This window comes from Halolamina sp. (assembly GCF_036626355.1).
GTDB lineage: Archaea > Halobacteriota > Halobacteria > Halobacteriales > Haloferacaceae > Halolamina.
Window position 1 is genome coordinate 1 of record NZ_JAZKRY010000001.1, and the last position, 24,519, is coordinate 24,519.

The window sequence follows — 24,519 nt, forward strand, 5'->3', positions numbered from 1 at the left end:
ACAGAGTTGCTCACCAGTCTCTGGCTCTCACACGAGCTGACGGCCGATTCACGGCAAGCGATGGTCGTATCGTTCTGTCCGGCAGTATCAGTCCTCCTGACGACTCCTCCCCAGTATCCCACTCTCTTGGAAATTAGGCACAACATTAATAGACGGGCTACCTACGACGACGTGTACCCATGACTGAAACTGATTTCGATGCGACTGTCGACGCTCGTGGCGCGGCATGTCCCGGCCCTCTGATGGACCTCATCGGGAAGATACGAGACGTGGAGTCCGGCGACATCGTGCGCCTGCTGAGTGACAACGAGCAGTCGCTCACCGACGTCCGCGAGTGGACGGAGGAAGCCGGTAACGAGCTTCTAACCGTCGACGAGGAAGACGACCACTACGAGTTCTACGTGGAGAAAGCATGACTGAACAGATCGTCGTCGTGGGGGGCGGGACTGGCGGCACGGTCCTGGCGAACGATCTCGCCGAGCGACTCGAACCGGAGCTGGCGGCCGGCGACGTGGAAGTCACGCTCGTCTCCGACGATCCGGACCACGTCTACAAGCCAGTATGGCTGTACGTCCCGTTCGGACAGCGGGAATCCGCCGATGGCCGGCGGCCGCTGACTGAACTCGTGGACGACCGCATTGATATCCGAATCGACCGTGTGACCGACATCGACACCGACGCCCAGCAACTCGAAAGTCGGGATGGAGTGGCCCCTGCGGAGTACGACTTCCTCGCGCTCGCAACAGGATCGACGCTCGCCCCTGACGAGATTCCTGGACTCGAAGAGGCTGGCCACGACTTCTACAGCGAATCCGGGGCAGAGGCGCTCCGCGAGGAGCTGTTGTCGTTCACCGAGGGCCACGTCGTGTTGAGTGTGATCGGAACGCCGCACATGTGTCCGGCAGCACCACTGGAGTTCGTGTTCATGGCCGACGACTGGTTCCGCCAGCGAGGCCTCCGCGAGGACGTCGATATCACGTACACCTACCCCATCCAGCGCGTTCACGGCAACCCGCATATCGCGGAGTGGGCGCGGCCCCACATGGACGACCGCGACATCGCCGTCGAGACGTTCTTCAACGCCGATTCCGTCGACCCGGACGCACAGACGATGTCCACGATGGAGGGCAGTGAGCTCGACTACGATCTCCTCGTGGCGATTCCGCCCCACCGTGGCATCGACCTCGTCGAGGAGGCGGGCCTCGGGGACAGGGGCTGGGTTGACGTCAACAAGGAGACGCTGGAAGCAGAGGCAGCCGAAAACGTGTATGCGCTCGGTGACACGGCTGACACTGGAGTCCCGAACGCGGGGAGCGTCGCCCACTACCAGGCGGGCGTGGTCGGGCAGCGGCTCGCGAGCCGGATTCGCGGCCACCCCCCGACGGCGACCTACGACGGCAAGACGCTCTGTTTCATCGAGACGGGAATGGACGCGGCGTCGTTCGTCGAGTTCGACTACGAGAACCCGCCGGCGCCGGTACCGCCCTCCCAGAAGCTCCACTGGGCGAAACTGGCGTACAACGAGTCCTACTGGCTGACCGCACGGGGGTTGCTCTAACGATGGCGGAGGAGATCGCGGACGCCGAGGGCGAACTGGCGGCCGCCATCGCGGAGAACCCGGACGCTGTGGCCGACCTCGTCCGTCGACTGGACGCTGTCAACGAGCTGCTGGACGTCCTCGCTCTCGGCGAGGGCGCACTCACCGACGAGATGGTGCGCGAATTGTCGGGGACGTCGTCGACGCTCGCCGAATCGGCGGACGCCATGGCGACGGAGGAGACCGTCGGCATCGCCGGTACCATCGGAACGAACGGTGCGGCCCTGGACGATGCCCTCGAATCCCTCGTCACGCTGCAGCAGTCGGGAACACTTGACGAACTGATGGAACTTGCGGGGGTCCTGTCACTGCTCACTGCCGCGCTCGACGACGAGATGGTTCGGTCACTCGCGGCGACTGGGTCCTCACTCGGCGAGGTCGCCGAGTCCGCGGCAGACGAGAACACACGCGACGGCATCCAGACGACGCTGACAGCGCTCGGGGAGGCCGACGGCGAACCGCCCGAACGCGTCGGGCCAGTCGGTCTCCTGAAGGCGTCCCGGGAGCCGGAGGTCCAGCACGGACTCGGGTATCTCGTCGCTGTCGCGCGAGCTATCGGGCGGACGCAGTCCGCGGACGAGTCAGAGTAGCTCCTCGGCAGCCGTCGTCGATTAGCGGACCCGCGCTGGCGGGACGACCAGGACGTTGGCGTTCGACTGGGCAATCACGTCCTGGGAGGTGCTTCCGAGCAGGAGGCGCCGGAGCCGGCTCTTACCGCGCGAGCCCATCAGAATGGTCGTCGGGTCGAACTCCGATTCGGCCGCCAGAATCTCCTCGACAGCCTCCCCCTCGCGGACCGCGATGGTCGCGTCGATGCCCATCCCCTCGAGTTTGTCGGCTAACTTTCCAAGCCGCACCTCGGCGTCCGGGACGTCCTCTGTCTCGCTTTCCGCGCGTCGGCCGGGCGGCGCGACGTGCAGCAGGGTCGCTTCCTGTGTCGGGGTCTCGAGGTGCTCGAACTGCTCGAAGGCGTGTTCGGCGTTCTCCGAGAAGTCAGTCGCGTACAGGACGCGCTCGAAGAGATGTTCGCGCTCCACTTCGTGCTCGTCGTCGCGCTCACCGATACGCTGGACGAGCAGCGGCCGGACGGCAGTGCGGGCGATGTTCCGTACTGTGCTCCCGATATACCGCTGTTCGAGGGGGCTCTGGCCCCGCGACCCGACGACGATGAGCGCGGCATCCACCTGCTCGGCGACCCCGTTGATACGTCGGTGGGGCGTGCCGCGGACCGCACGCGTACTGACAGAGAGGCCCGCATCCTCGAGGATGCGTCGTTGGCGGTCAAGCCCCCGCTGGGTCTGTTTCCCGATACCGCCGGTCGGCACACCGGCCGTGATGTTCGGACTGGTGACGGTCACGAGTTCGACCTTGTCGATTCCGTAGCGCTTCAGGCACTCCAGGCAGGTCCGGGAGTTGATTGCCGTCTCGATCGCATCCGACAGGTCAGTTGCATATACTGCGTGCATGTGGCGCTGTACGTGTCCAGTATGTATTAGTATTGTGAAAATCATGAACATCTGCGGTCCGTGACGGCTGCACGAACAACAGTGTCAGTGCGCATCATCAGCTTCGAAAAAACCGACCACGCGAACGAACTACCCGGCGTCGCTGTCGCTGCCGCCGCCCCGCACCTGCTTCAGCAACGAGTCACGCGGCGCGACCGTCTCGGCGAGGGTGGCGCCCACCAGCGCGCCGATGCCTGCTCCGGTGCTCGCGGCGTTTCGCCCGACGACGCCGCCGAGTGCGCCGCCGACAGCACCGCCTGCGGCGGCGAACTTCGCCCGTCGAAGCACGTTCTGTATTCGTTGTCCCATGGCTGTGGGGTAGGCACCGATACCCAAAAACGCCCCGGCCATCGGCGCTCAACAACCTCCTGGCTGGGAGAGAGTTGGGTAACGGGTTCGATGGCCGCCAGTTTCTTCCACCGCTCCGATAATGTACAGCCGATACCAATGGCGGGGGAAGCCGGTGAGCAACCAACGAACGTAGCGGGTGAGTCGCCCGAACAGATCGCCCAACCGACTGAGGCAGAGGGCGAAACAACCGTCACCGAAGAGGGGACGGAGCTCGAACGCTCCATCGGTCTCGTCGGCGGCATCTCCATCGGTGTCGGCACGATGATCGGTGCCGGAATCTTCGTCTTCCCGGGGCTGGCCGCGGGGCGTGCAGGGCCGGCCGCCGCCGGTTCGTTCGCCATCGGCGCGGTGGTCGCCCTGCTGGTGGCGCTGCCAGCCTCCGAACTCGCCACCGCGATGCCGAAATCCGGCGGCGGCTACTACTTCATCTCGCGCGGACTCGGCGCGCTCCCGGGCGCCGTCGTGGGCATCAGCATCTGGCTCGGGCTGGTGTTCGCCACCGCGTTCTACCTCGTCGGCTTCGGCAACTACGCCGCGGCGCTGCTCGCGGAGGCCGGAGTGGATGTAAGCGGCGTCCCGGTCGTCATTCCGTTGGCGCTACTGTTCGGCGTCGCCCTCACAGCGCTCAACCTCTTCGGAACCGAGAACGCCGCGAAACTCCAGAACTACGTCGTCGGCCTGTTGCTGACCATCCTCGTGCTCTTCCTGGGCTACGGCGGTCTCGACTCGCTCGGCGTGTTCGGCGCCTCGAGGGCACCCGAGCAGTTCATGCCGTTCGGCCCGGTGTCGATGTTGACGACGGCGGCGCTTGTGTTCACCTCCTACCTCGGCTTCGCCCAGGTGGCGACCGTCGCCGGCGACATCAAGGACCCCGGCCGGAACCTCCCACTCGCCATGATCGGCTCGGTGCTCATTGTCGCCGTCCTCTACGTTGCGACCATCTTCGTCGCGACGAGCGCGTTCGGAAGCGGTCCGCTTTCGGGGTTCGGTGAGACGGCCATCGTCGAAGTCGCCAGAGCGTTCTTCGGCAATCTTGGGGCGCTGGCGATTCTGCTCGCAGGGCTGCTCGCGACCGTCTCGAGTGCGAACGCGTCCATCCTCTCGACCTCACGAGCGGTGTTCGGCGTGAGTCGTGACGCGATCCTGCCGAAGTTCGCGGGCCGGATGAACCTCAAATACGGCACGCCCCACGTCGCTCTGGCGATGGCTGGCGGCCCGGTGCTCGTCCTCGTCGCCTACGGCGAGGTAGAGGTGCTGGCGGAGGTTGCCTCCTTTCTCCACCTGGTCATGTACGGGCTGATCTGTGTGGCCCTCATTTCGATGCGACGCGACGAACCCGACTGGTATGACCCTGAGTTCCGGGTGCCGGCCCACCGGCTGGTCGCCGGCATCGGCGCGGTCACGAGTTTCGGCCTTATCGCGTTCATGCAGCCAGCCTCTCAGATCATCGGCGTCGCCATCATGCTCGGGAGCGCCGGGTGGTACAACTACTATGCGAGCGATGTCCAGCTAAAGGGGGTGCTCTAAATGTCAGAGAACGATTCAACTGCGCCATCAGCGGACACAAACGCCTCAGAAGACCAATCACTCAACATCCGTGAGCCGCCGCGCATCCTCATCCCGGTCGAGGTAATCAAAGGTGAATCGATATCTGAATCGGTCGTCGAGTTTCTCGCGCCTGCGGAAATTGTCTTGCTGGGCTATCACGTGCTTCCCGAGCAGACGCCGACCGAACAGGCGAGCATGCAGTTCGAGGACCGTGCACAGGAGGCCATCGAGGACATCGCGTCGATTTTCCGCGAGGCCGGCCGAGAGGTCGAAACACGGGTTGCGTTCACCCACAACCGCAACCAGACCGTCGAGCGGGTCGCCGCGGAGATGGGTGCAACGGCCGTCCTCCTCCCGAACCCCGCCGGCAGAATCGAGGATGTGGTCGTCCCGCTGCGCGGAGCCATCGACGTGGGGCGAGTGACGGATCTCGTCGCCACGTTGCTCAGCGGTCGCGAGGCCACTGTCAAGCTCTGGGGAATCAGCACGGCCACCGGACAGTTCGACCCCGAGGCAGCCGTCGAGGATGCTCGGGGGCAGCTAATCGGGCGGGGACTCCCTGCCGAACAGATCACGACCGAGGTCAGCGAGGTCGAAACGCCGATCTACGAAATCGTCGACCGGTCAGGCGAGTTCGATCTCATCGTGATGGGTGCGGGTGGCTCTTCGCTCCTTACCTTCCTGTTCGGCGACCCGAGCGAACGCATCGCCGAGGGCGCCGTCGAACCGGTGCTGGTCGTCCGGAACCGTGAGCCTGAGGAGGAGACGGAGTCGGGCCAGGAGGAGCAAGAGATAGAGTCGGGCCAGGGGGAGTAACCAGCGGCGGAGTCGGACGGAACACTGCCGACGGAGCTCCGCGTCGTCACCGCTCCGGTCCACAGGCGTGAGTCCCAGACGCTACAGGTGATTCTTGTCGGATCGGGCCTTGTCGCGATGACAAAGGACAACGGCCCACTGCCGATGACGATCTCGCGGAGGAGGCGGCCCGGCAGAACCCCTAAACCCGACGACCGCCTCTGGGACAGTAATGAGTGCCACGAACGAGGCGCCGATGCGTTTAGAGAGTCGCGAGGAACTCGAGCAGCTGGTGGCCGACCATGACCGCGTGCTGGTAGATTTCTACACCAAGGGCTGTCCGCTGTGTCAGAGTATCGAACCGGTCATCGGCAACGTCGCGAAAGTGTCTGATGTCACTGTTGCAATGCTCAATCCGCGCGAGTCGCCCGGCCTCATCGAGGAGTTCAATATCAAGAGCGTCCCGATGCTCGTCCTGTTCGAAGAGGGAGAAGAGGTCGACAGAATGGCCGACGGGTTCCGCGGCACTGACGCGATCATCGAGTTCGTCGACGGATAGCGGGAGCGAGGTTACAGGGCTAATGCGGCCGCTGGGCCATACGTTCGGAGGTGCGGAACGTTTCTGAAACAGGGCGACGAACTGGTTACTCGAGGTCGAACCGATCGAGGTTCATCACCTTGTCCCACGCATCCACAAAGTCGTGCACGAACTTCTCTTCTGCGTCGTCGCTTCCATACAGTTCCGCGATGGCTCGAAGCCGGGAGTCCGAACCGAAGATGAGGTCGAAACGGGTAGCCTCCCACTCGAGTTCGCCCGTCTCACGATCACGCACCTCGAACACGTTTTTGTCCGGTGAGGCCGGTTCCCACTCCGTATCCATGCCAAGCAGATTCACGAAGAAATCGTTGGTCAACGTCTGCGGCTGATCGGTCAACACACCGAGGTCGGACTGCTCGTAGTTCGCGTCCAGCGCGCGCATACCACCGACCAGCACGGTCATCTCGGGCGCCGTCAGGTTCAGCAGCTCCGCCTTGTCCACCAGCAACTCCTCCGGGCGTCGGTCGATACCGTCCCCGAGGTAGTTCCGGAACCCGTCCGCCTTCGGTTTGAGCGCGTCGAAGGAGTCGACGTCGGTCTGTTCCTGGGATGCGTCTGTCCGTCCCGGTTCGAACGGAACGTCGACGTCGTATCCGGCCTCTTTCGCCGCCTGCTCGACGGCTGCACAGCCGCCCAGAACGATCAGGTCAGCGAGCGAGACCTTCGTCCCGTCGGACTGCGAGCTGTTGAACTCGTGCTGGATTCCCTCCAGGGTTTCGAGCACGGTCGTCAGCTGCTCGGGGTCGTTCACGTCCCAGTTGTTCTGCGGTTCGAGGCGAATGCGGGCCCCGTTCGCGCCACCGCGTTTGTCGCTGTCGCGGTACGTCGATGCCGACGCCCAGGCGGTGTTGACCAGCTGGGAGATCGACAGCGCTGAATCGCGGATCTCCTCTTTGAGCGCGGCAGTCTCTTCCTCGCCGATCAGGTCGTAGTCGGCTTCGGGAATAGGGTCCTGCCACAGCATCTCCTCGTCGGGAACCTCCGGGCCGAGGAACCGAGTCGGCGGGCCCATGTCACGGTGGATCAGCTTGTACCAGGCTTTCGCGAAAGTCATGCCGAACTCCATCGGGTTCTCCTGGAAGCGCTCGACGATCTCCCGATAGTCCGGGTCTTCCTTCAGCGCGATGTCCGTCGTGAGCATCATCGGGGTGCGCTTCTCCGACGGGTCGTGGGCGTCCGGGACGGTGTCCTGTAGCTCCTCGCCCGTCGGTGTCCACTGCCACGCACCGCCTGGCCCCTTCTCCGGTTCCCACTCGTAGTCGAGCAGGTTGTCGAGGTAGCCCATGTCCCACTGGATCGGCGCGTCAGTCCAGGGGCCCTCGATGCCGCTGGTGATCGTGTCGGGCCCCTTGCCGGAGCCGTACTCGCTCTCCCAGCCGAGACCCTGCTCCTCGATGGGGGCTGCCTCGGGCGGGGGGCCGAGCTTCTCACTGGAGTCGGCACCGTGGACTTTCCCGAAGGTGTGGCCGCCGGCGATGAGCGCGACGGTCTCCTCGTCGTTCATCGCCATCCGGCTGAACGATTCTCGAATGTTCTTCGCCGACGCGAGCGGAGCAGGTTCACCGTCCGGCCCTTCCGGATTCACGTAGATGAGGCCCATCACCGTGGCGCCCAGCCCCTCCTGGATGTCCCCGGCCTCCTCGAAGCGCTCGTTCGTTTCCATCTCGTCTTCGGGGCCCCAGTCGACGGAGTCGTCGGGCACGAAGTCGTCCTCACGCCCGCCGGCGAAGCCGAACGTCTCGAAGCCCATCGACTCCATGGCGACGTTCCCGGCGAGGACGATCAGGTCGCCCCACGAGAGTTTGCGGCCGTACTCCTGTTTGACCGGCCAGAGCAGGCGGCGCGCCTTGTCGAGGTTCGCGTTGTCGGGCCAACTGTTGAGGGGCGCAAAGCGCTGTCTACCGCCGGATGCGCCGCCTCGGCCGTCGCTGGTGCGGTACGTGCCGGCGCTGTGCCACGCCATCCGGATGAAAAGCGGCCCGTAGTGGCCGTAATCAGCAGGCCACCAATCCTGCGACGTCGTCATCACCGCTTCGATGTCCGCCTTCACGGCTTCGAGGTCGAGTTTCTCGAACTCCTCGGCGTAATCGAACTCCTCGCCCATCGGATCGACCGACCGAGCGTTCTGGTCGAGGGTAGTCAAGTCGAGTTGATTCGGCCACCAATCTTGGTCAGACCCGCTCATTATCGGATAATTGTTCCCTCGTCATATAATGTTGTTTAATTCGATAAGGAAACCTTCGTGCCAGCCCAATAATTCTACGGAGTTTATCAATCGTCGGACCCGTCGGGACACGCCCTGTTTCCGCACAGTCCGATCGACACGGTCGGTGTTTGCGAGATCTCGTCGCGTTCGGTTCACAGATCTACCGACACTGGGTCAGTGAGGAGTACCCGGACTGCTCGGATTTCACCCACCAAACTCGTCCAACCCGGACTGTTCCGGCGCCTGTTCTCGCAGCGCAGCGCCGTCGTTCGTGGGATCGTTCACCCGCGTCGAGACGGGGTAGGCCTCCAGTTCATCGTCGGGGTAGGGGGTTACCACTGAGTTCCACGCCTCCGGCCCGTCGCCGTCGAGCCACGTCGCCTCCTCGCCTGGTTGCAACATCACTGGCATCCGGTCGTGGATGGGCGCAACTGTCTCGTTAGCCCCCGTCGTGAGTATCGTGCAGGTCCAGCGCTCCCACAACCCCGCGTAGGCGTAGGGGGCGCCGTCGACGCGTTCGATGCGGTAGGGCTGCTTGCTCCGCTCCGGCCCACCCCATTCGTAGAACCCGTCGGCGAGAACGAGACAGCGCCGTTCGGCGAACGCGTCCGCGAACATGCGGTTCTCGGTGATGCGCTCGCTCCGGGCGTTGATGGGCGCCGGCCCATCGACGGGCTCGTCGGCCCAGTGGGGCACTAACCCCCAGGTGAGCGAGGTTGTCTCGGCTTCGGCGGTGTTCCGGACGGTGAGAAGTTCCTCGCCCGGAGCGATGTTGTAGCGGGGCTGAAGGGTGTCGGGGACGTCGACCCCGAACCGCTGAGAGAGCGTCGCGGGCCCGACGGCGAGAGCGGTACGGCCGCACATACGCGAGCCGACGGTTGCTGGTGGTTTACCGCTGTCGTTGCGTGCGTCACTCCCGTGACGGGCGACGTTCCTGACGAACCAAGCCAACGTTCATGAACCGGTGGGGCGAAGTACGGACGATGTACGAATCACTCCAACGGCTGCGAGAGTTCGGCGCTCGCTCGCTCCTTGTTCACGCGCTGATGAGCATCGCGTCCATCGCCGCAATCGGCTCAGCGTTCTTACTCTCGGGCGATCTGGGGCTCGTATCGTTCGTCGCGCTCGTGAACTTCGCCGCCGGGCTCTGGGTCTCACATTCGATTCACTCACTCGGGAACACGTTCACCGAGGACGACTACGACGGGGTCGTGGCCGAACTATGAGTACGACCGGCCCGTCCGAACAGGATCTATTCGACGACGTGGCGTGGGAGCGGTTCTTCCGCATCCTCACCGTCATCGCGTTCGTCACCACGGCGTTCGTGTTCACCGCCAGATCGACGCTTCCAGGGAGACTATCGACCATTGCCGTCGGCGCCATCGGCTCCATCGCACTCGTCACGGCCATCATCGGCTTTCTCATCGGCGCAGCCTCGACGTTCGAGCATGCGGAGGAACGAGCCAGCGGCACCCCTCGCCACCAGGCCGGGACGCGCGAAACAGCGGAACAGGTCACGCACGAAGAAGGCGAAACAGACGGCGGCGCAGGCTAACTGGCGACGACGGTACCGACACTGGCGTCGCCACGACTGCACAGTTGCCGACAGTTACTCCGCGTCTGGCGGCGTCGTCGCCTCCGGAAGCCGGCGCTGAAGGAAGTCGTCCAACGTGCGCAGCATCCGAATCTTCTGGTCGATATCCGAGGAGGCGTGGCCCTCCTCGCCAAGTTCGACGTATTCGTACGCTGCATCCTCTCCCGCCGCGAATCCGGCGTCCTCCAGGGCCTCCTGGAAGATGCGCGCCTGCGAGACAGGGACCCGGCGGTCGTTGACGCCGTGGACCATCAGCAGCGGTGCGGTGAGGTTCTCGACGTGGGTGACCGGCGAGCGGTCCCGGTAGAGCTCCGGGTTCTCCTCGGGTGTCCCGAGATACTTCTCCATCAGCTCCGTCCGGAAGTGCGGCATCGTGTTCTCGAACATGTCCGCCAGATCGGTGACGCCGATCCAGGCGATGCCGGCGGCGTACAGTTCGGGGTAGTCGACCATCTGCCAGTAGGCCGAGTAGCCGCCGTAGGAGCCGCCGAAGACGACGACGCGGTCCTCGTCGACCCACTCTTTGGCCGTCACCTGGCGCACCGCCTCGGCGATGTCCGCCTGCTCGCCGCCGCCCCAATCACCGTAGAGGCGCTCCACGAACTCTCGGCCTCGGCCGGTGGAGCCGCGGTAGTTCACCTGGAGCACCGAGTAGCCCCGCGAAATCAGGAACTGCGTGTACATGCCAAAGGAGCGGTAGTCAGCTGCACGCGGGCCGCCGTGGGGGTTGACGACCAGCGGCGAGGGCCGCTCACCCGAGTCGTAGAGCAGCGCGCCGATTTCGAGGCCGTCGTGGCTCTCGAACGTGAAATAGTCGGCGTCGACGAACCGGTCCCGGTCCAGGTCGCCGTACTCCGCCGCGAGCAGCGTCTCGGTCTCGCCCGATTCGGGATCGTGAGCCAGCAGGTCAGGCCGTCGGTTCGGAGTCGTGTGCCGAATCAGCACCCGATCTTCGGCGAGAATCGGCGAGCCCGCACCAGAGAAGGCGGCGACACCCTCGGGCACGGCAAGCTCGGTTGCCTCGCCACTCTCGATATCGTAGCGAATCGGCATGATGGCCGCATCGCGCGTACGGAGCGCGTAGAAGCTCTCGTCGTCGGGACCGAAGGCGACGGGGCTCTCCTCGGCGGTGAGGTCCCCGAACCACGTCACGTCGTCAGTCTCGAGGTCGTAGATGCCACATCGAGAGAAGTTCTCGGTGTTGTCCGAGACGAGTAGCCGGCTCCCCTCGGAGCCCCAGTCGGCGAAGCCGGCCTCGGCGCCCACCGCTCCGATGTGGAGGTTTCGCGGGTTCGAGCCGTCGGCGTCGGCGACGTACAGGTCCTGGTTGTTGTAGTCCTCAGCCTCGTTGGTCGTGTAGGCGATGCGATCGCCCGAGGGTGAGAAGCCGCCGGGGCTCGCCGCGCGCTCGTAGTCTGTCAGCTTCGTCGCTTCCTGGCTCGCCAGGTCGAAGCTGAAAACGTTCATCTGGCCGTCCCGGTTCGAGCCGAGCAACAGCGTCTCGCCGTTCTCGGCCACGTCGCTGAGGACCGTCTGGCCCTCCATCGCGGTGAGCTGTTCGACCGCGCCTTCCTCCTCGTCGGAGACACTGATGGCGTAAATGTCGTTCTGCTCGTTGCCAGCCTCGTCGTCGTGGAAGTAGACGACGTCGCCGTCGGCGCCCCACTTCAGATGCCAGCGGGCGTTGCGCGGCACCTCGCCGTGGCTGATCTGTTGGCGGTCACCGCTCGCTACGTCGAGGACGTGGAGCTCGTTCCGGCCGGTCACGTCGTAGTAGAGCGCGACCCGGTCGCCATCGGGGGAGGCAACCGCGTGCTGGAAGCTCGGAAGGCTCGCGAGCGCTTCGAGGAAATCTTCGTCGGACATCGTGTGCAAATTCCTCCCGCCTTGCAAAAGCGTTTGCAGAACGCTCGTTCTGTTCCTCGCTGTTTGCTCAGCCGTGGTTCTCCCAGAACCGCTCCACGCCGAACTCCAGCATATCCGGTGAAACGGGGCTGAACTCCGCCTGTTCGGACTCTGGGAGGAACTCACGGACCGAGTTCCACGAGTCCCGCGCGTACCGGGCGTCGACCAGGGCGCGAACGCCCACCTCCTCGGGCCCGCGAATGACTCGACCGATAGCCTGTCTGGCCTTCCGAACCGCCGGTACCGTCAGGGCCGTCTCGAACCCATCTCCGAACTCCCGGTCGTAGGCCGTCCGGACCGCCCGCGTCCGCGGAGATGCCGTGTTGATTATCGGAACGCCGCAGATGACCGCCGCCGCGAGCCGGTCGCCCTGGTAGTCGACACCCTCCGTCAACGTGCCGCGGATGCTGGTCACCAGTGCCTTCGGCTCGCCCTGGAAGAATTCGGCTTTCAGTTCCTCGGTCACGTCGTCGGTTGAAGAGCTGTCCATCAGCACGGGTTTCTCGAGGCGGTCTTCGAGTTCCTCCGCCATCCATTCGGCCTCACCGTAGCTGGGCATCCCGACCAGCACGTTGCCCGGCGACGCGGCGATGGTTGCCGCCGCCTCGGCGTGCATCCGTCGCGTCTCGTTCGCCTCACCCGGGTGGCCCCGATTGTCGTAGGTGAACTTCGGCGCATCGACGGCGAACGAGGCGCGGTTCGCCTCGGGGAATCCCAGTCCGTAACTCCGGGTGGTGACCGGTCGGCCCGTCTCTTCGAGGTGGTTCAGTCCGGTCACCTCGCGAAACACGTCGAGCGGTTCCAGCGTCGCCGACATCAGGACACCGCCGCCGAACTTCCCGAGACGGTCGCCGATGGCCTTGCTGGGAACGCAGTTGTGCAGGGAGAGCCGCGCGTTGTACGCCCGGCGCCAGGAGTCCGCGCGTGCGGTTTCGTCCCACGTCCGCGCTAACTCGATCTCCCGGAAATAGGACTCGTGGTCGTGTCGGTACCACGCGTTCAGTAGCCGACCCACAGGTTGGACCGCCCGCTGGGCATCCTCGTCCTCGACGCTGTTGAGGATGCGGGCGACGACGGCGCCGACGACTTCGGCGCGAGACCAGACGCCCGCACCGTACCCCTCGTCGTCGGCCCACTCCGTGATCTCGTCCGGCGCCGGCTCCTCGGGGTCACGGAGCGGGAGTTCGGCGTCCGCCAACTGGTTTAGCTCCGCGCGCCAGCCCGGGCGCTCGATGTCGAGATGCGCTTTCACCCGCCGGTCCAGTTCCTCGCGTAGTGCCGTACAGAACTCCCGGAGTGTCCGGAGTTCGTCCAGTTTCACGTCGCTCTCGTTCAGTTCGCCCCGGACGAGATCGGCATCCGTCTGTGCGTCCGACGGCGTCTGCCCCGCTGCTGAGCCGGGTCTGTCGTTGGATTCGCCGGCTGGCTGTGCCGGCGAATCGTCGAATTCGACCGCCTGCACGACCCGTGTCAGCTCGGAGACGGCATCCCGGAGCGTCCGGTCGCCCACACTGTCGCTCACCAGGTCGCGTACCCGGGGTTCGAGCATGTGGGCCTCGTCACAGACGACGAACGTCGAGTCGTCGACGAGCGCGCCGGTGAACGTTCCCGCAGTTGTCGGGTCGAACGCGTGGTAGTAGTTTCCGATGACGACTTCGACGTGACCGAGTGCGGCGCCCATCACCGAATGCGGACAGGTGCCGTGGCCCGCCGAGCGCGCCACCAGCGTCTCCGTGTCGATGAGCCCCGTGTCGGTGAAATCGAACGGCACTGCCTCTGCCGGGTCGCCGTCCTCCGGCAGATCGTCGAGATACTGGGCGTAGAACGGACAGTATTCCGTGCCGCCGGTTGCGCCGCCGCCGTACTCCGACGTGTCGGGACGGTACGGCGTCGGCTCCCCTGCGGTCTCGAGATACTCAGCACCGCTTCGCGCGGAATCGGCGATCCCCACCTGCTGGCTGCGGGCGTCCGCAGCGAGTGCGGCGGCCGTCGTCGGTCCGCCGTCGCCGACAAGATTGCGTGTGCGCTCGCGCAGCCCTTCACAGCGGTCGTAGACGTTCTCGTCGTCGACGCCGCCGCGGTTCTCCCGCGCGTACGGACAGACGTCTGCTTTCCCGACCAGGGTTAGCCCCGAGATGGGGCTGTACTCCTCGGGGAGCCTCTCGTTGATAGTGCGGAGGTCCTCCTCGAACTGGCGAAGTTGCTGTTTGACGCTCGTCAGGACGACGACTCGCTCGAACGCCGAATCGGAGTCCCGGACCCGATCCAGGCCGGCTGAGAGCGCGAGCATCGTCTTTCCGGTGCCACAGGCGCCTTCGAGTGCGAGAAAGCCGTTCTCCGCGGCGGTCTCGATAGCCGCCTCGATACCGTCGCGCTGCTCGGGGTAGGGCTCGGGGTGGCCAAAGAGATCGCGCCAACTCACTACCGTTGGATTGGGCGCGGCGAGTTTAGTCATGTCGAACGCTGGTCGCGCGCTGGTACTTGAGGTATTGGGCGCACCGGAGGGCCCGCGTATAAACCAATCATCGGTATAGCGAATGTTGTGACCCGCGCTGGTTCCCGGTAGCGGTGGGGAGCGAGTACAGAAGTAACGAACGGCAGCCAGCGGTCGGGGACAACCAGGGCAGCAGTCAGTTCAAGTACGATTGTCCCTTCGAAAGTGAGCCGATACGAGAGCCAACCGACGACCGTCTGCGGACAACCAGACACGCGGTAAACCCAAACTACTTGATTCGACGACAGCTCAGGACACGTATGGCAAGCAAGGGCGAACCGCAGAGCGAGTCGGACGTGCTCCGCAGCAAGCGCGATGCGACGCGCTATCAGATCCTGGCGGAGATCGCCGAACACCAGCCAGCGGTGAACCAGCAGGAGATCGCGGACGCCGTCGACATCACCGCGCAGGCGGTCAGCGAGTACCTCCGGGAGCTCGTCGAACAGGACTACGTCGAGAAACACGGCCGTGGGCGCTACGAGATCACGAAATCCGGCGTCGATTGGCTTATCTCCCAGACGGAGGCGCTCCAGAGCGTCGTCGACCACGTCGCCGAGGACGTCATCGAGCGGGTCGAGGTCGACACCGCGATCGCGACAGCCAGCATCGAGGAGGGTCAGTCCGTGTCGCTGCATATGCAGGACGGGGTGCTCCGGGCGACGCCCGGTAAAACCGGCACGACGACGGCCGTCGCCGTCACGGACGCCGAAGCGGACCAGGACGTCGGCGTGACCGAGTTCGACGGGATGCTGGATTACGAGCTCGGTACGGTCACGGTCGTCTCGATACCGAGCGTCCAGAACGGGGGGAGCCGCGTCATCGACCCGGCGGATATCACCCAGCGCGCGGCCGAGCACGATCTCCTCGCCGTCGCCGGCAACGAGGCACTCGCAACGGCGTTTTCGGCTGGGCTCGAACCCGACGTCCGGTTCGGGACGGCCCAGGCGGTAGCGGAGGCGACCGCCAAAGGCCTGAGCGTGCTCTCACTCGCCGTCGAGAGCAAGGTGGCGATCCAGACCGACACGCTTCGGAAACAGAACGTCACCTACGAGGTCGTCGACCCGACCGCCATCCGGTAGCACTCGGCGCCACCAATGGCCGATTACGGCCGATGTTGTCGTCACAGATTTACACCCCGCTGCCTAACCGCCGGCCCATGCCCGAAGGCGAACGCATCGCGGCCGTCGACGACGTCCCCGAACTCGGTTCACATCTCTTCACTGTCGAGGACGCGTTCACAAACGAGCGCGAAGCGATTCTGGTCACCTGCGACGAGGCGCCCGGCGTCCGGGCGTGGCTCAACAACTGCACCCACGAGGCCCAGCGCCTGGACAGGGGTGACGGCGTAGCGATGCGGAACGGCGAGATCATCTGCCCGAAACACGGCTCGATGTTCGACGCCTGTTCGGGCGAGTGCAATAACGGGAACGCAGCGGGGACCACGCTCCCGAGCATCGAGATCACGGTCGCGGACGGAGCAGTGTTCCTTCGCGACGATAACTACGAGTATCTCCGCGACGGCGGGATGGACGACGATGATGGACCGGACTCCACCTCACACCTCTCCTTCTGAGTCGACGGTTCCGCTACCGCTCAGAAGCCGAACCCCTCGTGGTTCACCGGGACGGCGATGGGACCGCGCGGGAGCGCCGGCGGGAGCGACTCCTCGTTGTAGACGCTGGGCGCCAGATCGTTCGGCCCGGCAGGGTAGTAGAGCGACGCCAGTTCCTGGGCGTGGCCACGGCCAACCGAGAGTTCGAACTGACCGCCGCCATAGAGATTCACCCCGCGGTCCAGCGCCCAGTGCAGTACCCGGAACAGCGACTCAACAGTACCGAACCGGGAGGGTTTGATGTTGAGCCACGACGGCTCCCACGGCCGGGCGAGCACGTCGTCGAGGCTGTGAATCGGACTGTCCCAGGACACTCGCCCCTCCTCGCCCTCGAAGACTGGTTGTGTCTCCTCGGTCAGTAGCGGGTCCTCGACGACAGCGTCGGGGAACCCGTCGACGATACGGCGGTAGAACTCGGGGCTGGCTTCGGCGTCCACGTTTGTTCCTTCGTAGTGGCCCTTCAGATCGACGACTCGGACAACGTCACGCGCCCGGAGGTCGGCGACGAGTTCCTCGCCCCAGTCCGGTGTCGGGTCGAGTTTGAACCCCACCTTCGGGTTTCGGCTGCGGATTGCATCGACGCGCGAGGTTGTCGGCGGGTCGCCCAGGCGCGTGCTCGCGACGAACCGGACAGGGTGATGCTCCCTCCCCAGCAGCGCCGGAAGGCTCGTGTCGTTCTGGTGGAGCGCCAGGTCGAGCGCCGCGGACTCCACTCCCCAGCGCCGATAATCGTGGGCGGCCTCCCGTTCGGGGTCCCCACCCGGAAACAGGTCGAGACCGTCGAGCGCTGCAGAGAACTCCCCGAAGCTGAACTCGCCCAGTGGGAGGCTGAACTCACCCGTATCGAGGGCTTCCGCGAGTCGCTCGTGGTCCGCCGTGTCGTACGTCACGTCCTCGCCGCGACCCGTTTCGTCATCGCCGCTGAGGTGAAACACTGTCGTTGTCCGGGTGAACCCAGAGGACGTCTCCTGCGTGAACTGCTCGTACTCGACGGTCTCGACGGTCAGCGGGAGGTCGACGACGAGTTCGTACGCCGGTGGGGTCGGCGGGTCGGCGCTACTGCTGGCCATATCCGACCCATATGGCGGCGGTGGCAAAACTCCCACGGCACTCAGTCGGCCGGAACCGAGTTCTGCGGACGAGCGGGCGTGCCGTGACGCCTACCGGTCCCGTGTTAGCCCGGGGTTCGTTACCGCACCGTTTGCCGCCGAACCGAACGAGCTCCCGTATTTCGCGAGCACGCCGCCGGGGTACGGGGGGTCCGGCTGCTCCCAATTCTCGAGCCGTGTGCCGAGTTCCTCGTCGGTCAGGTCCACATCCAGCCGGCGGTCCGGAATGTCGATCGTGATATGGTCGCCGTCCTCCAGCGCGGCGAGCGGGCCGCCGGCGAACGCTTCTGGCGCGGCATGGCCGATCATCGGGCCGCGGGTCGCGCCGGAGAACCGCCCGTCTGTGACCATCGCCACGTCGTCCTCGTGGCCCTGGCCGACGACGGCGGCGGTGACGCCGAGCATCTCCCGCATTCCCGGGCCCCCGCGGGGCCCCTCGTTCCGGATGACGATGCAGTCGCCAGATTCGATGTGCCCCTCCTGGACGTAGGCCATCGCCTCCTCCTCCGCTTCGAAGACCCGAGCGGGGCCCTCGTGGTGGAACTGGTCGTCGCCGGTCACTTTCAGCACGGCGCCCTGGGGCGCGAGATTCCCCTTCAGGATCTTGATGGCGCCCTCCTCGTGGAACGGGTCGTCGACCGGGCTGAGGAACTCGGCGTCGTTGCGTTCAGCGTCGGTCGGCAGGTCCAGTTCGTCCAACTCCTCGGCAATGGTTCGACCGGTGATCGTCATGGCGTCGCCGTGGAACAGCTCCGCCTCGACGAGTTGTTGGACCACGACCGGGACGCCGCCGACGTCGTGGAGATGCTTCATGACGCTGGTGCCGCCGGGTTGGAGGTTCGCGATCTTCGGCGTGCGGCGGGCGATCTCGTCGAAGTCGTCGATACTGAGCTCGATGCCGGCCTCGGCCGCCAGCGCGAGCAGGTGCAGCACCGCGTTAGTCGAGCCACCCATCGCCACCTGGAGCGCGATGGCGTTCTCGAAGGACTCTCGGGAGAGAATGTCGGAGGGCTTGCGGTCGTTCTCGACGGCGTCGAGCACGAGTTCGCCCGCCTCGCGGGCGGTCTCGGCGCGGCCGTCGCTCTCAGCGGGCGGGGAGGCGCTGCCCAGCGGTGCCAGCCCCAACCCCTCGCTGATGGAGGCCATCGTGTTCGCGGTGAACATCCCGCCGCAGGAGCCGGCGCCGGGACAGGCGTTGCGCTCGAGTTCGTCCAGTTCCTCGCGACTCATCTCGCCCTGCGCGTACGTGCCGACGCCCTCGAACACGTTCTGGACGGTCACTTCTCGCCCCTCGTGCTGGCCAGGGAGGATGGAGCCGCCGTAGAGGAAGACGCTCGGCAGGTCCGTGCGGATTGACGCCATCATCATCCCCGGGAGGTTCTTGTCACAGCCGGCGACGGTGACCAGCGCGTCCAGACGCTCGCCGAAGGCGACCAGTTCGACTGAGTCGGCGATGAGCTCCCGGGAGATGAGTGAGGCCTTCATTCCCTCGGTCCCCATCGAGATCGCGTCAGAGATCGTGACCGTCCCGAACTCGATCGGCATCCCGCCGGCGTCGTCGACGCCCTCGATGGCGGCGTCGGCGACGTCGTCGAGATGAACGTTACACGGCGTGATGTCGGCCGCGGGATTGGCGACGCCGACCATCGGCGAGGAGAGGTCCTCGTCGTCGAACCCCATCGCGCGGAACATCGAGCGATGGGGCGCGCGGTCGGGCCCTTCCGTCACTTCCCGGCTTCGCAAGGTCTCGGGTTTCTCGCTTTGCTGGCTCATATGGTCGAAATCCGCTACGCGAACTTAACTCCCGCTCTTCCACGGGACGTGATAGCACGGGCATCGCATCACCGACGGCGTTAAGTAGTGGGATGGAATATCGTGGTGTACAATGTCTCACGACATGGAGGATACGTCGTCTCAGACGGCGGATCGGGTTCTCCCACGGCACGCTGAGAACTGATTCCGAGTTCGCCACCGCTCGGATCTTCGACACCACACTGCGTGACGGTGAACAGTCACCGCGAACTTCGTTCTGTTACGACGATAAGCGAGAGATAGCCACAGCCCTGGACGCGATGGGCGTCCACGTCATCGAGGCCGGCTTCCCCGTGAACTCCGACGCCGAGTTCAAAGCCGTCAGCGATATCGCCACCCACACCGATACGACCGTCTGTGGGCTGGCCCGCGTCGTCGACGGCGACGTCGAAGCCGCGCTCGACTCCGGCGTCGATATGGTCCACACGTTCGCCTCGACCAGCGAGGTACAGCTGAAGGACTCCATGCACGCCACCCGCGAAGAGGTCATCGAGCGCTCCGTCGACTGCGTTCGCCGGGTCGCCGACGCGGGCGTCGACGTGATGTTCTCGCCGATGGACGCCACCCGGACCGACCACGACTACCTGACGGAGGTAATCGAGGCGGTCTCCGAGGCCGGCGTCGATTGGATCAACATCCCCGACACCTGCGGCGTCGCCACCCCGGCGCGCTTTGCCGACCTCATCGAGACGGTCCGCGAGCACACGGACGCGCGCATCGACGTGCACACCCACGACGACTTCGGACTGGCCAGCGCGAACGCGCTCGCCGGGTTCGAGGCCGGCGCCGACCAGGCGCAGGTCTCGGTCAACGGCATCGGCGAGCGCGCCGGCAACGCCGCCTTCGAACAGGTCGTCATGGCCGTCGAGTCCGTCTACGGCGCGGACACGGGAGTCGAAACGACCGGGATTACCGAGCTGGCACGGACCGTCGAGGAGCGCAGCGGTATCGACACCCCGGCGAACGCGCCGATCGTGGGCGCGAACGCGTTCTCTCACGAGTCCGGCATCCACGCCGCCGGCGTGATCGAGAACAGCGCGACGTTCGAGCCCGGCGTGATGACGCCGGAGATGGTCGGCGCCGAGCGAGAGTTCGTACTCGGCAAGCACACGGGCACCCACTCCGTGGCGAAGCGGCTCCGCGAGGTGGGCTACGAGCCGACCGACGACGAGGTCCGCACGGTCACGCGCGAGGTCAAGGAGTTCGGCGCGACCGATCGCCGGATCACCGACGAGCGCCTCGTCGCGTTCGCCGACGACCACGGCGTCGAGCGTGCGGCGGAACGGGTGACGGAGGGGCCAGCCAGATGACACAGTCGAGAGAGCGCCTCGCTGCCCAGCCTCCGGTATCCCGAACCGGCGGCACGAGCGACACTGAATCGGGCAGAGAGAGGGACAAAGGTTATCACGAGGCAGCCCATCGACTGGGTAATGACGCTCACTGGCGCATCCGGTTCGACCGGCGCCAGCGTCTCGCTCGAGATTATTGTAGGGGCTGTTTAGTCCCTACATTTCACTCTTCGTATCCGGCCGTTGCACTGTCCCCGACAGCCAGCAGTCAATCGCGTACCCAACATGAGTGATCGAGCGAGCGCCACATACCCCGGCTCGGAGGCCGCTGCCGCCGACGCCGAGGCTGGCGACCAGACCCGAGACGAACCGACCGACGAACACCAAGCTGCCGCCCCTGCTGCGGCGGCCCCCACCGAGCAGCCCGAGGAGGCAGGAACCGAGACGAGAACCGGCGCGGAGGCGGCCGTCGCTGCCCTCGACGCCGCGAACGTCGAGCACGTCTTTGGCGTGCAGGGCGGCGCCATCATGCCCGTCTACGACGCCCTCTACGACGCCGGGCCCGCACACGTGACGATGGCCCACGAGCAGAGCGCGGCCCACGCCGCCGACGCCTACGGGCAGACCACCGGCCAGCCGGGCGTCTGCATGGCCACTTCCGGCCCAGGCGCGACGAATCTCATCACCGGCATCGCTGACGCCGACATGGATTCGGACCCCTTCGTCGCGCTGACCGGCCAGGCACCGACGGAGTTCGTCGGCAACGACGCGTTCCAGGAGGTCGACACCATCGGCGTCACCCGCCCCGTCACGAAGGAGAACTACTTCACGAGCCACGCCGACGAGGTCGGCGGCACGGTCTCCGAGGCCGTCGAACTGGCTGGGAGCGGTCGCCCCGGCCCAACCCTGGTCGACCTGCCGAAGGACGTGACCAACGCTGAAACCGACGTCGGGCCCGACCCGGGCCGACAGCCAGCGTATTACGAGGTGCCGGAAGGCGCCGAAGCGGCGGCCGTCGACGAGGCCGCCAGTGCAGTGGCCGGTGCGGACCGACCGCTGGTGCTCGCCGGCGGCGGCGTCCGGAAAAGCGGGGCCAGCGAAGCGCTTCGGGCGTTCGCCAACACGTTCAACCTGCCCGTCGTCACCACGATGCCGGGCATCGGCACGTTCCCCGAGGACCACGAGCGCTGTCTCTCGTGGGCGGGGATGCACGGCACCGGCGCGGCCAACATGGCCATCTCGCATACGGACTGCCTGATCGCCGTCGGGACGCGGTTCGACGACCGGCTCACCGGCGGCGTCGAGTCGTTCGCGCCCGAGGCCGAGGTCGTTCACATCGATATCGACGCCGCGGAGATCTCGAAGAACGTCCACGCGGACTACCCGCTGATCGGCGACGCGGGCGCCGTGCTCGATCAGTTGCACGACGCGACGGCCGACGCCTACGATAGCAGCGATACAGGCGCTGTAGAGCCCGCCGCTGCCGGCGATACTGAGGCTGCCGGTCCGTCGAACGCGGCCGAGGAGCGCTACGCCGAGTGGTGCGAACAGTGCCGGACGTGGACCGAGGAGTACCCGATGACCTACTCCGCGCCCGAAGACGAGCCGCTGAAGCCGCAGTTCGTCGTCGAGGTGATGGACGAGGCGACGCCGGACGACACCGTCGTCACGACCGGTGTCGGCCAGCACCAGATGTGGGCCGCCCAGTACTGGACGTACCGCCAGCCCCGCTGCTGGGTCTCCAGCCACGGGCTGGGCACGATGGGCTACGGGCTGCCCGCTGCCATCGGCGCCAAAGTCGCCGAACCCGACCGCGAGGTCGTCTGCTTCGAGGGCGACGGCTCGTTCATGATGACCCTGCAGGAGCTCTCGGTCGCGGTCCGGGAGAATCTGGACATCACCGTCGTCGTGCTCAACAACGAGGCTATCGGGATGGTGCGGCAGTGGCAGGACGCCTTCTTCGAGGAGCGCCGGATGGCCTCGGAGTACGGCTGGATGCCGAAGTTCGAACCCATCGCCGACGCGTTCGGCGCGAAGGGGTTCACGCTCACAGCGTACGACGACGTCGCCGACACGCTGGAAGCCGCCGTCGAGTACGACGGCCCGGCGGTCGTCGACGCCCATATCGACCCGAGTGAGAACGTCTACCCGATGGTGCCCAGTGGCGGCGACAACAGCGGCTTCGCGCTGACGGAGGAGCAGCTATGAGCTCCGAGCAGTCCGCTACCGACGGCTCCAGGGAAGCATCGGGCGGTCGATCCGAGGAGACGCCAGCGGGCCGGGCGGCCAGTGAGGCATCCCGCAAGGGGCTACATGGGCCGACGCCGGAGCAGCGCGAGCGCCCGCGTGGCCGCCGCTCGAAGCAGGGCGTCCGCGTCGATCCCGACGCCGAGGCGACCCACGCGCCGCGGCGGACGACCATCTCGGCGCTGGTGAAACACGAACCGGGCGTGCTGGCTGAGGTCGCCGGTCTCGTCAGCCGCCGCCAGTTCGACATCGAATCCCTCACCGTCGGCCCGACGACGAACCCCGAGACCGCTCGGGTGACGCTCGTCGTCGAGGAACCCGAACCCGGCGTCCGCCAGGTCGAGAAACAGTTGGAGAAACTGGTGCCGGTGGTCTCCGTCCGAGAGCTGGGCCGTAACGCGATCCGCCGTGAACTGGTGCTGTTGAAAGTCCACGGCGACCGGCCCGAAGCGGTTCAGGCGGTGACCGAGATGTTCGACGGTCGCACCCTCGACGCCGGGCCGTGGACCATCACGGTCGAACTCACCGCGAACCCCGACAAGGTCGAGGACGCAATCGACGCCTTCCGGCAGTTCGGCATCCGAGAACTCACGCGAACCGGGAGCACCGCACTCGCGGCGGGCGAGGAGTGGACGACCGACGCCGAGGAGGAGCGCTACGAGCGAATGACCGACGCCGGGGAGTACCCCGGCTACGCCGAGAGCCGAAGCCAGCAGCGCGGACAGAACGGGCAGACCCAGCAGCACGACCAACCCCGGCAGAGCGAGCAGAGCCAGCGGGCGACGAGCAGCCCCCGACGTACCCAGACTGATGACTGACACGAAAGTCTACACAGACGACGACGCCGAACAGCAGTATATCACCGAGAAAACCGTCGCGGTCCTCGGCTACGGGAGCCAGGGCCACGCCCACGCGGGCAACCTCGCCGACAGCGGGGTGGACGTAGTCGTCGGCCTCCGCGAGGGCTCGGATTCGCGCGAAGTCGCCCGCGCGGACGGACTCCCCGTCGCGACGCCCACAGAGGCAGCAGCGGCGGCCGACGTGGTGTCGATGCTGGTCCCCGACAGCGTCCAGCCGGCGGTGTACGCGGAGATCGAACCCGAACTCGAAGCGGGCGATACGCTCCAGTTCGCACACGGGTTCAACATCCACTACGACCAGATCCAGCCGCCCGAAGGCGTCGACGTGACGATGATCGCGCCCAAAGGGCCGGGGCACATCGTCCGCCGGCAGTTCGAGCGCGGCGAGGGAACGCCGGGGCTGCTGGCGGTCTACCGCGACGCGACCGGCGAGGCGAAGGAGGAGGCGCTGGCCTACGCCGCGGCAATCGGCTGCACCCGCGCGGGCGTCATCGAGACGACGTTCCGCGAGGAGACCGAGACTGACCTCTTCGGCGAGCAGGCGGTGCTCTGTGGCGGCGTCACGGAGCTCATCCGGGCCGGCTACGAGACGCTGGTCGACGCGGGCTACTCCCCCGAGATGGCCTACTTCGAGTGTCTGAACGAGATGAAGCTCATCGTCGACCTGCTCTACGAGGGCGGCTTCGGCGAGATGTGGGACTCCGTCTCGGACACCGCCGAGTACGGCGGCCTCACCCGCGGCGAGGTGGTCGTCGACGATCACACGCGCGAGAAGATGGAGGAGGTCCTCGAGGAGGTCCAGAAGGGCACCTTCGCCCGCGAGTGGGTCGTCGAGAACCAGGCGGGGCGTCCCGAGTACGGTCAGCGCCGCCGCGCGGAGGCCGACCACGACATCGAGGACGTCGGCGAGGAGCTCCGGGGCCTGTTCGCGTGGGGCGAGAGCGATGAGGAGGACCAGGAAACCGAGCGCGCGAACGTGAACGCCGACGACTGAGGA

General features: G+C 66.0%; 23 protein-coding genes. 15 read left to right on the top strand and 8 right to left on the bottom strand.

Annotated elements, in window-relative coordinates; all coding sequences use genetic code 11:
* The 4 genes from V5A38_RS00005 to V5A38_RS00020 all read left to right on the top strand — a co-directional run.
* Nucleotides 1–183 (top strand): hypothetical protein (locus V5A38_RS00005; protein WP_332323685.1); only part of this gene is annotated, 183 nt, incomplete at its 5' end.
* Complete coding sequence (locus V5A38_RS00010; protein WP_332323686.1) at nt 180–416, top strand: sulfurtransferase TusA family protein; 237 nt, start codon at nt 180–182, stop codon at nt 414–416. The genes V5A38_RS00005 and V5A38_RS00010, both read left to right, overlap by 4 nt.
* Complete coding sequence (locus V5A38_RS00015; RefSeq protein ID WP_332323687.1) at nt 413–1,558, top strand: FAD/NAD(P)-binding oxidoreductase; 1,146 nt, start codon at nt 413–415, stop codon at nt 1,556–1,558. Before V5A38_RS00010 ends, V5A38_RS00015 begins: the two co-directional genes overlap by 4 nt.
* 2 nt (nt 1,559–1,560) lie before the next feature.
* Entirely contained in the window at nt 1,561–2,187 is a 627-nt protein-coding gene (locus V5A38_RS00020; protein ID WP_332323688.1) for a DUF1641 domain-containing protein, read from the top strand.
* A 21-nt stretch (nt 2,188–2,208) separates the two neighbouring features.
* Here V5A38_RS00020 and V5A38_RS00025 read toward each other — a convergent pair whose 3' ends face one another.
* Both V5A38_RS00025 and V5A38_RS00030 read right to left on the bottom strand, forming a co-directional pair.
* On the bottom strand, nt 2,209–3,063 hold the full coding sequence (locus tag V5A38_RS00025) for a universal stress protein (RefSeq protein ID WP_332323689.1): 855 nt from the start codon (nt 3,061–3,063) through the stop codon (nt 2,209–2,211).
* 129 nt (nt 3,064–3,192) lie between these two features.
* The gene (locus V5A38_RS00030) at nt 3,193–3,411 is read right to left on the bottom strand and encodes a hypothetical protein (RefSeq protein ID WP_332323690.1); all 219 of its coding nucleotides are present in this window, start codon (nt 3,409–3,411) and stop codon (nt 3,193–3,195) included.
* A gap of 138 nt (nt 3,412–3,549) precedes the next feature.
* On the opposite strand from V5A38_RS00030, the gene V5A38_RS00035 reads away from it, so the two are divergent.
* From V5A38_RS00035 to V5A38_RS00045, 3 genes are all read left to right on the top strand, one after another.
* On the top strand, nt 3,550–4,980 hold the full coding sequence (locus tag V5A38_RS00035) for an APC family permease (protein ID WP_332323691.1): 1,431 nt from the start codon (nt 3,550–3,552) through the stop codon (nt 4,978–4,980).
* Nucleotides 4,981–5,817, top strand: coding sequence for a universal stress protein (locus V5A38_RS00040; RefSeq protein WP_332323692.1), 837 nt, complete (start codon nt 4,981–4,983; stop codon nt 5,815–5,817).
* A gap of 211 nt (nt 5,818–6,028) precedes the next feature.
* Nucleotides 6,029–6,355: a thioredoxin family protein gene (locus V5A38_RS00045; RefSeq protein ID WP_332323693.1), complete on the top strand. Its 327-nt coding sequence runs from the start codon at nt 6,029–6,031 to the stop codon at nt 6,353–6,355.
* 85 nt (nt 6,356–6,440) lie between these two features.
* Here V5A38_RS00045 and katG read toward each other — a convergent pair whose 3' ends face one another.
* Entirely contained in the window at nt 6,441–8,579 is a 2,139-nt protein-coding gene (katG, locus tag V5A38_RS00050) for a catalase/peroxidase HPI (protein ID WP_332323694.1), read from the bottom strand.
* 225 nt (nt 8,580–8,804) lie between these two features.
* The gene (locus tag V5A38_RS00055) at nt 8,805–9,464 is read right to left on the bottom strand and encodes an SOS response-associated peptidase (RefSeq protein ID WP_332323695.1); all 660 of its coding nucleotides are present in this window, start codon (nt 9,462–9,464) and stop codon (nt 8,805–8,807) included.
* A 119-nt stretch (nt 9,465–9,583) separates the two neighbouring features.
* Between V5A38_RS00055 and V5A38_RS00060 the strand changes: the two genes are divergently transcribed.
* Nucleotides 9,584–9,826: a hypothetical protein gene (locus V5A38_RS00060; protein ID WP_332323696.1), complete on the top strand. Its 243-nt coding sequence runs from the start codon at nt 9,584–9,586 to the stop codon at nt 9,824–9,826.
* Nucleotides 9,823–10,155 carry a hypothetical protein gene (locus V5A38_RS00065; protein ID WP_332323697.1) on the top strand — a complete coding sequence of 111 codons (333 nt, stop codon included), beginning with the start codon at nt 9,823–9,825 and terminating at the stop codon, nt 10,153–10,155. The genes V5A38_RS00060 and V5A38_RS00065 overlap by 4 nt, the downstream gene beginning before the upstream one ends.
* A gap of 54 nt (nt 10,156–10,209) precedes the next feature.
* Here the strand turns inward: V5A38_RS00065 and V5A38_RS00070 are convergent, their stop codons facing one another.
* Nucleotides 10,210–12,060, bottom strand: coding sequence for a prolyl oligopeptidase family serine peptidase (locus V5A38_RS00070; RefSeq protein ID WP_332323698.1), 1,851 nt, complete (start codon nt 12,058–12,060; stop codon nt 10,210–10,212).
* Nucleotides 12,061–12,127: 67 nt separating this feature from the next.
* Nucleotides 12,128–14,521, bottom strand: a complete 2,394-nt coding sequence (locus V5A38_RS00075; RefSeq protein ID WP_345786259.1) for an ATP-dependent DNA helicase — start codon at nt 14,519–14,521, stop codon at nt 12,128–12,130.
* A gap of 332 nt (nt 14,522–14,853) precedes the next feature.
* Here V5A38_RS00075 and V5A38_RS00080 point away from each other — a divergent pair, with 332 nt between their 5' ends.
* The gene (locus tag V5A38_RS00080; protein ID WP_332323700.1) at nt 14,854–15,672 is read left to right on the top strand and encodes a MarR family transcriptional regulator; all 819 of its coding nucleotides are present in this window, start codon (nt 14,854–14,856) and stop codon (nt 15,670–15,672) included.
* 77 nt (nt 15,673–15,749) lie between these two features.
* A complete protein-coding gene (locus V5A38_RS00085) occupies nt 15,750–16,166 on the top strand; it encodes a Rieske 2Fe-2S domain-containing protein (protein ID WP_332323701.1) in 417 nt (138 codons plus the stop codon).
* Between the two features lie 20 nt (nt 16,167–16,186).
* Here V5A38_RS00085 and V5A38_RS00090 read toward each other — a convergent pair whose 3' ends face one another.
* On the bottom strand, nt 16,187–17,275 hold the full coding sequence (locus V5A38_RS00090; protein WP_332323702.1) for a hypothetical protein: 1,089 nt from the start codon (nt 17,273–17,275) through the stop codon (nt 16,187–16,189).
* Nucleotides 17,276–17,365: 90 nt separating this feature from the next.
* A complete protein-coding gene (gene ilvD, locus V5A38_RS00095) occupies nt 17,366–19,087 on the bottom strand; it encodes a dihydroxy-acid dehydratase (RefSeq protein ID WP_332323703.1) in 1,722 nt (573 codons plus the stop codon).
* A 92-nt stretch (nt 19,088–19,179) separates the two neighbouring features.
* Between ilvD and V5A38_RS00100 the strand changes: the two genes are divergently transcribed.
* The 4 genes from V5A38_RS00100 (at nt 19,180) to ilvC (ending at nt 24,516) form a co-directional block, all read left to right on the top strand.
* Nucleotides 19,180–20,436 (top strand): 2-isopropylmalate synthase, encoded by a 1,257-nt coding sequence (locus V5A38_RS00100; RefSeq protein ID WP_332323704.1) that lies wholly within the window; start codon nt 19,180–19,182, stop codon nt 20,434–20,436.
* Between the two features lie 264 nt (nt 20,437–20,700).
* Nucleotides 20,701–22,623, top strand: a complete 1,923-nt coding sequence (ilvB, locus tag V5A38_RS00105; protein ID WP_332323705.1) for a biosynthetic-type acetolactate synthase large subunit — start codon at nt 20,701–20,703, stop codon at nt 22,621–22,623.
* Nucleotides 22,620–23,480, top strand: coding sequence for an acetolactate synthase small subunit (gene ilvN, locus V5A38_RS00110; protein ID WP_332323706.1), 861 nt, complete (start codon nt 22,620–22,622; stop codon nt 23,478–23,480). The genes ilvB and ilvN overlap by 4 nt, the downstream gene beginning before the upstream one ends.
* On the top strand, nt 23,473–24,516 hold the full coding sequence (ilvC, locus tag V5A38_RS00115) for a ketol-acid reductoisomerase (RefSeq protein ID WP_332323707.1): 1,044 nt from the start codon (nt 23,473–23,475) through the stop codon (nt 24,514–24,516). The genes ilvN and ilvC overlap by 8 nt, the downstream gene beginning before the upstream one ends.
* The last annotated feature ends 3 nt before the right edge of the window (nt 24,517–24,519 follow it).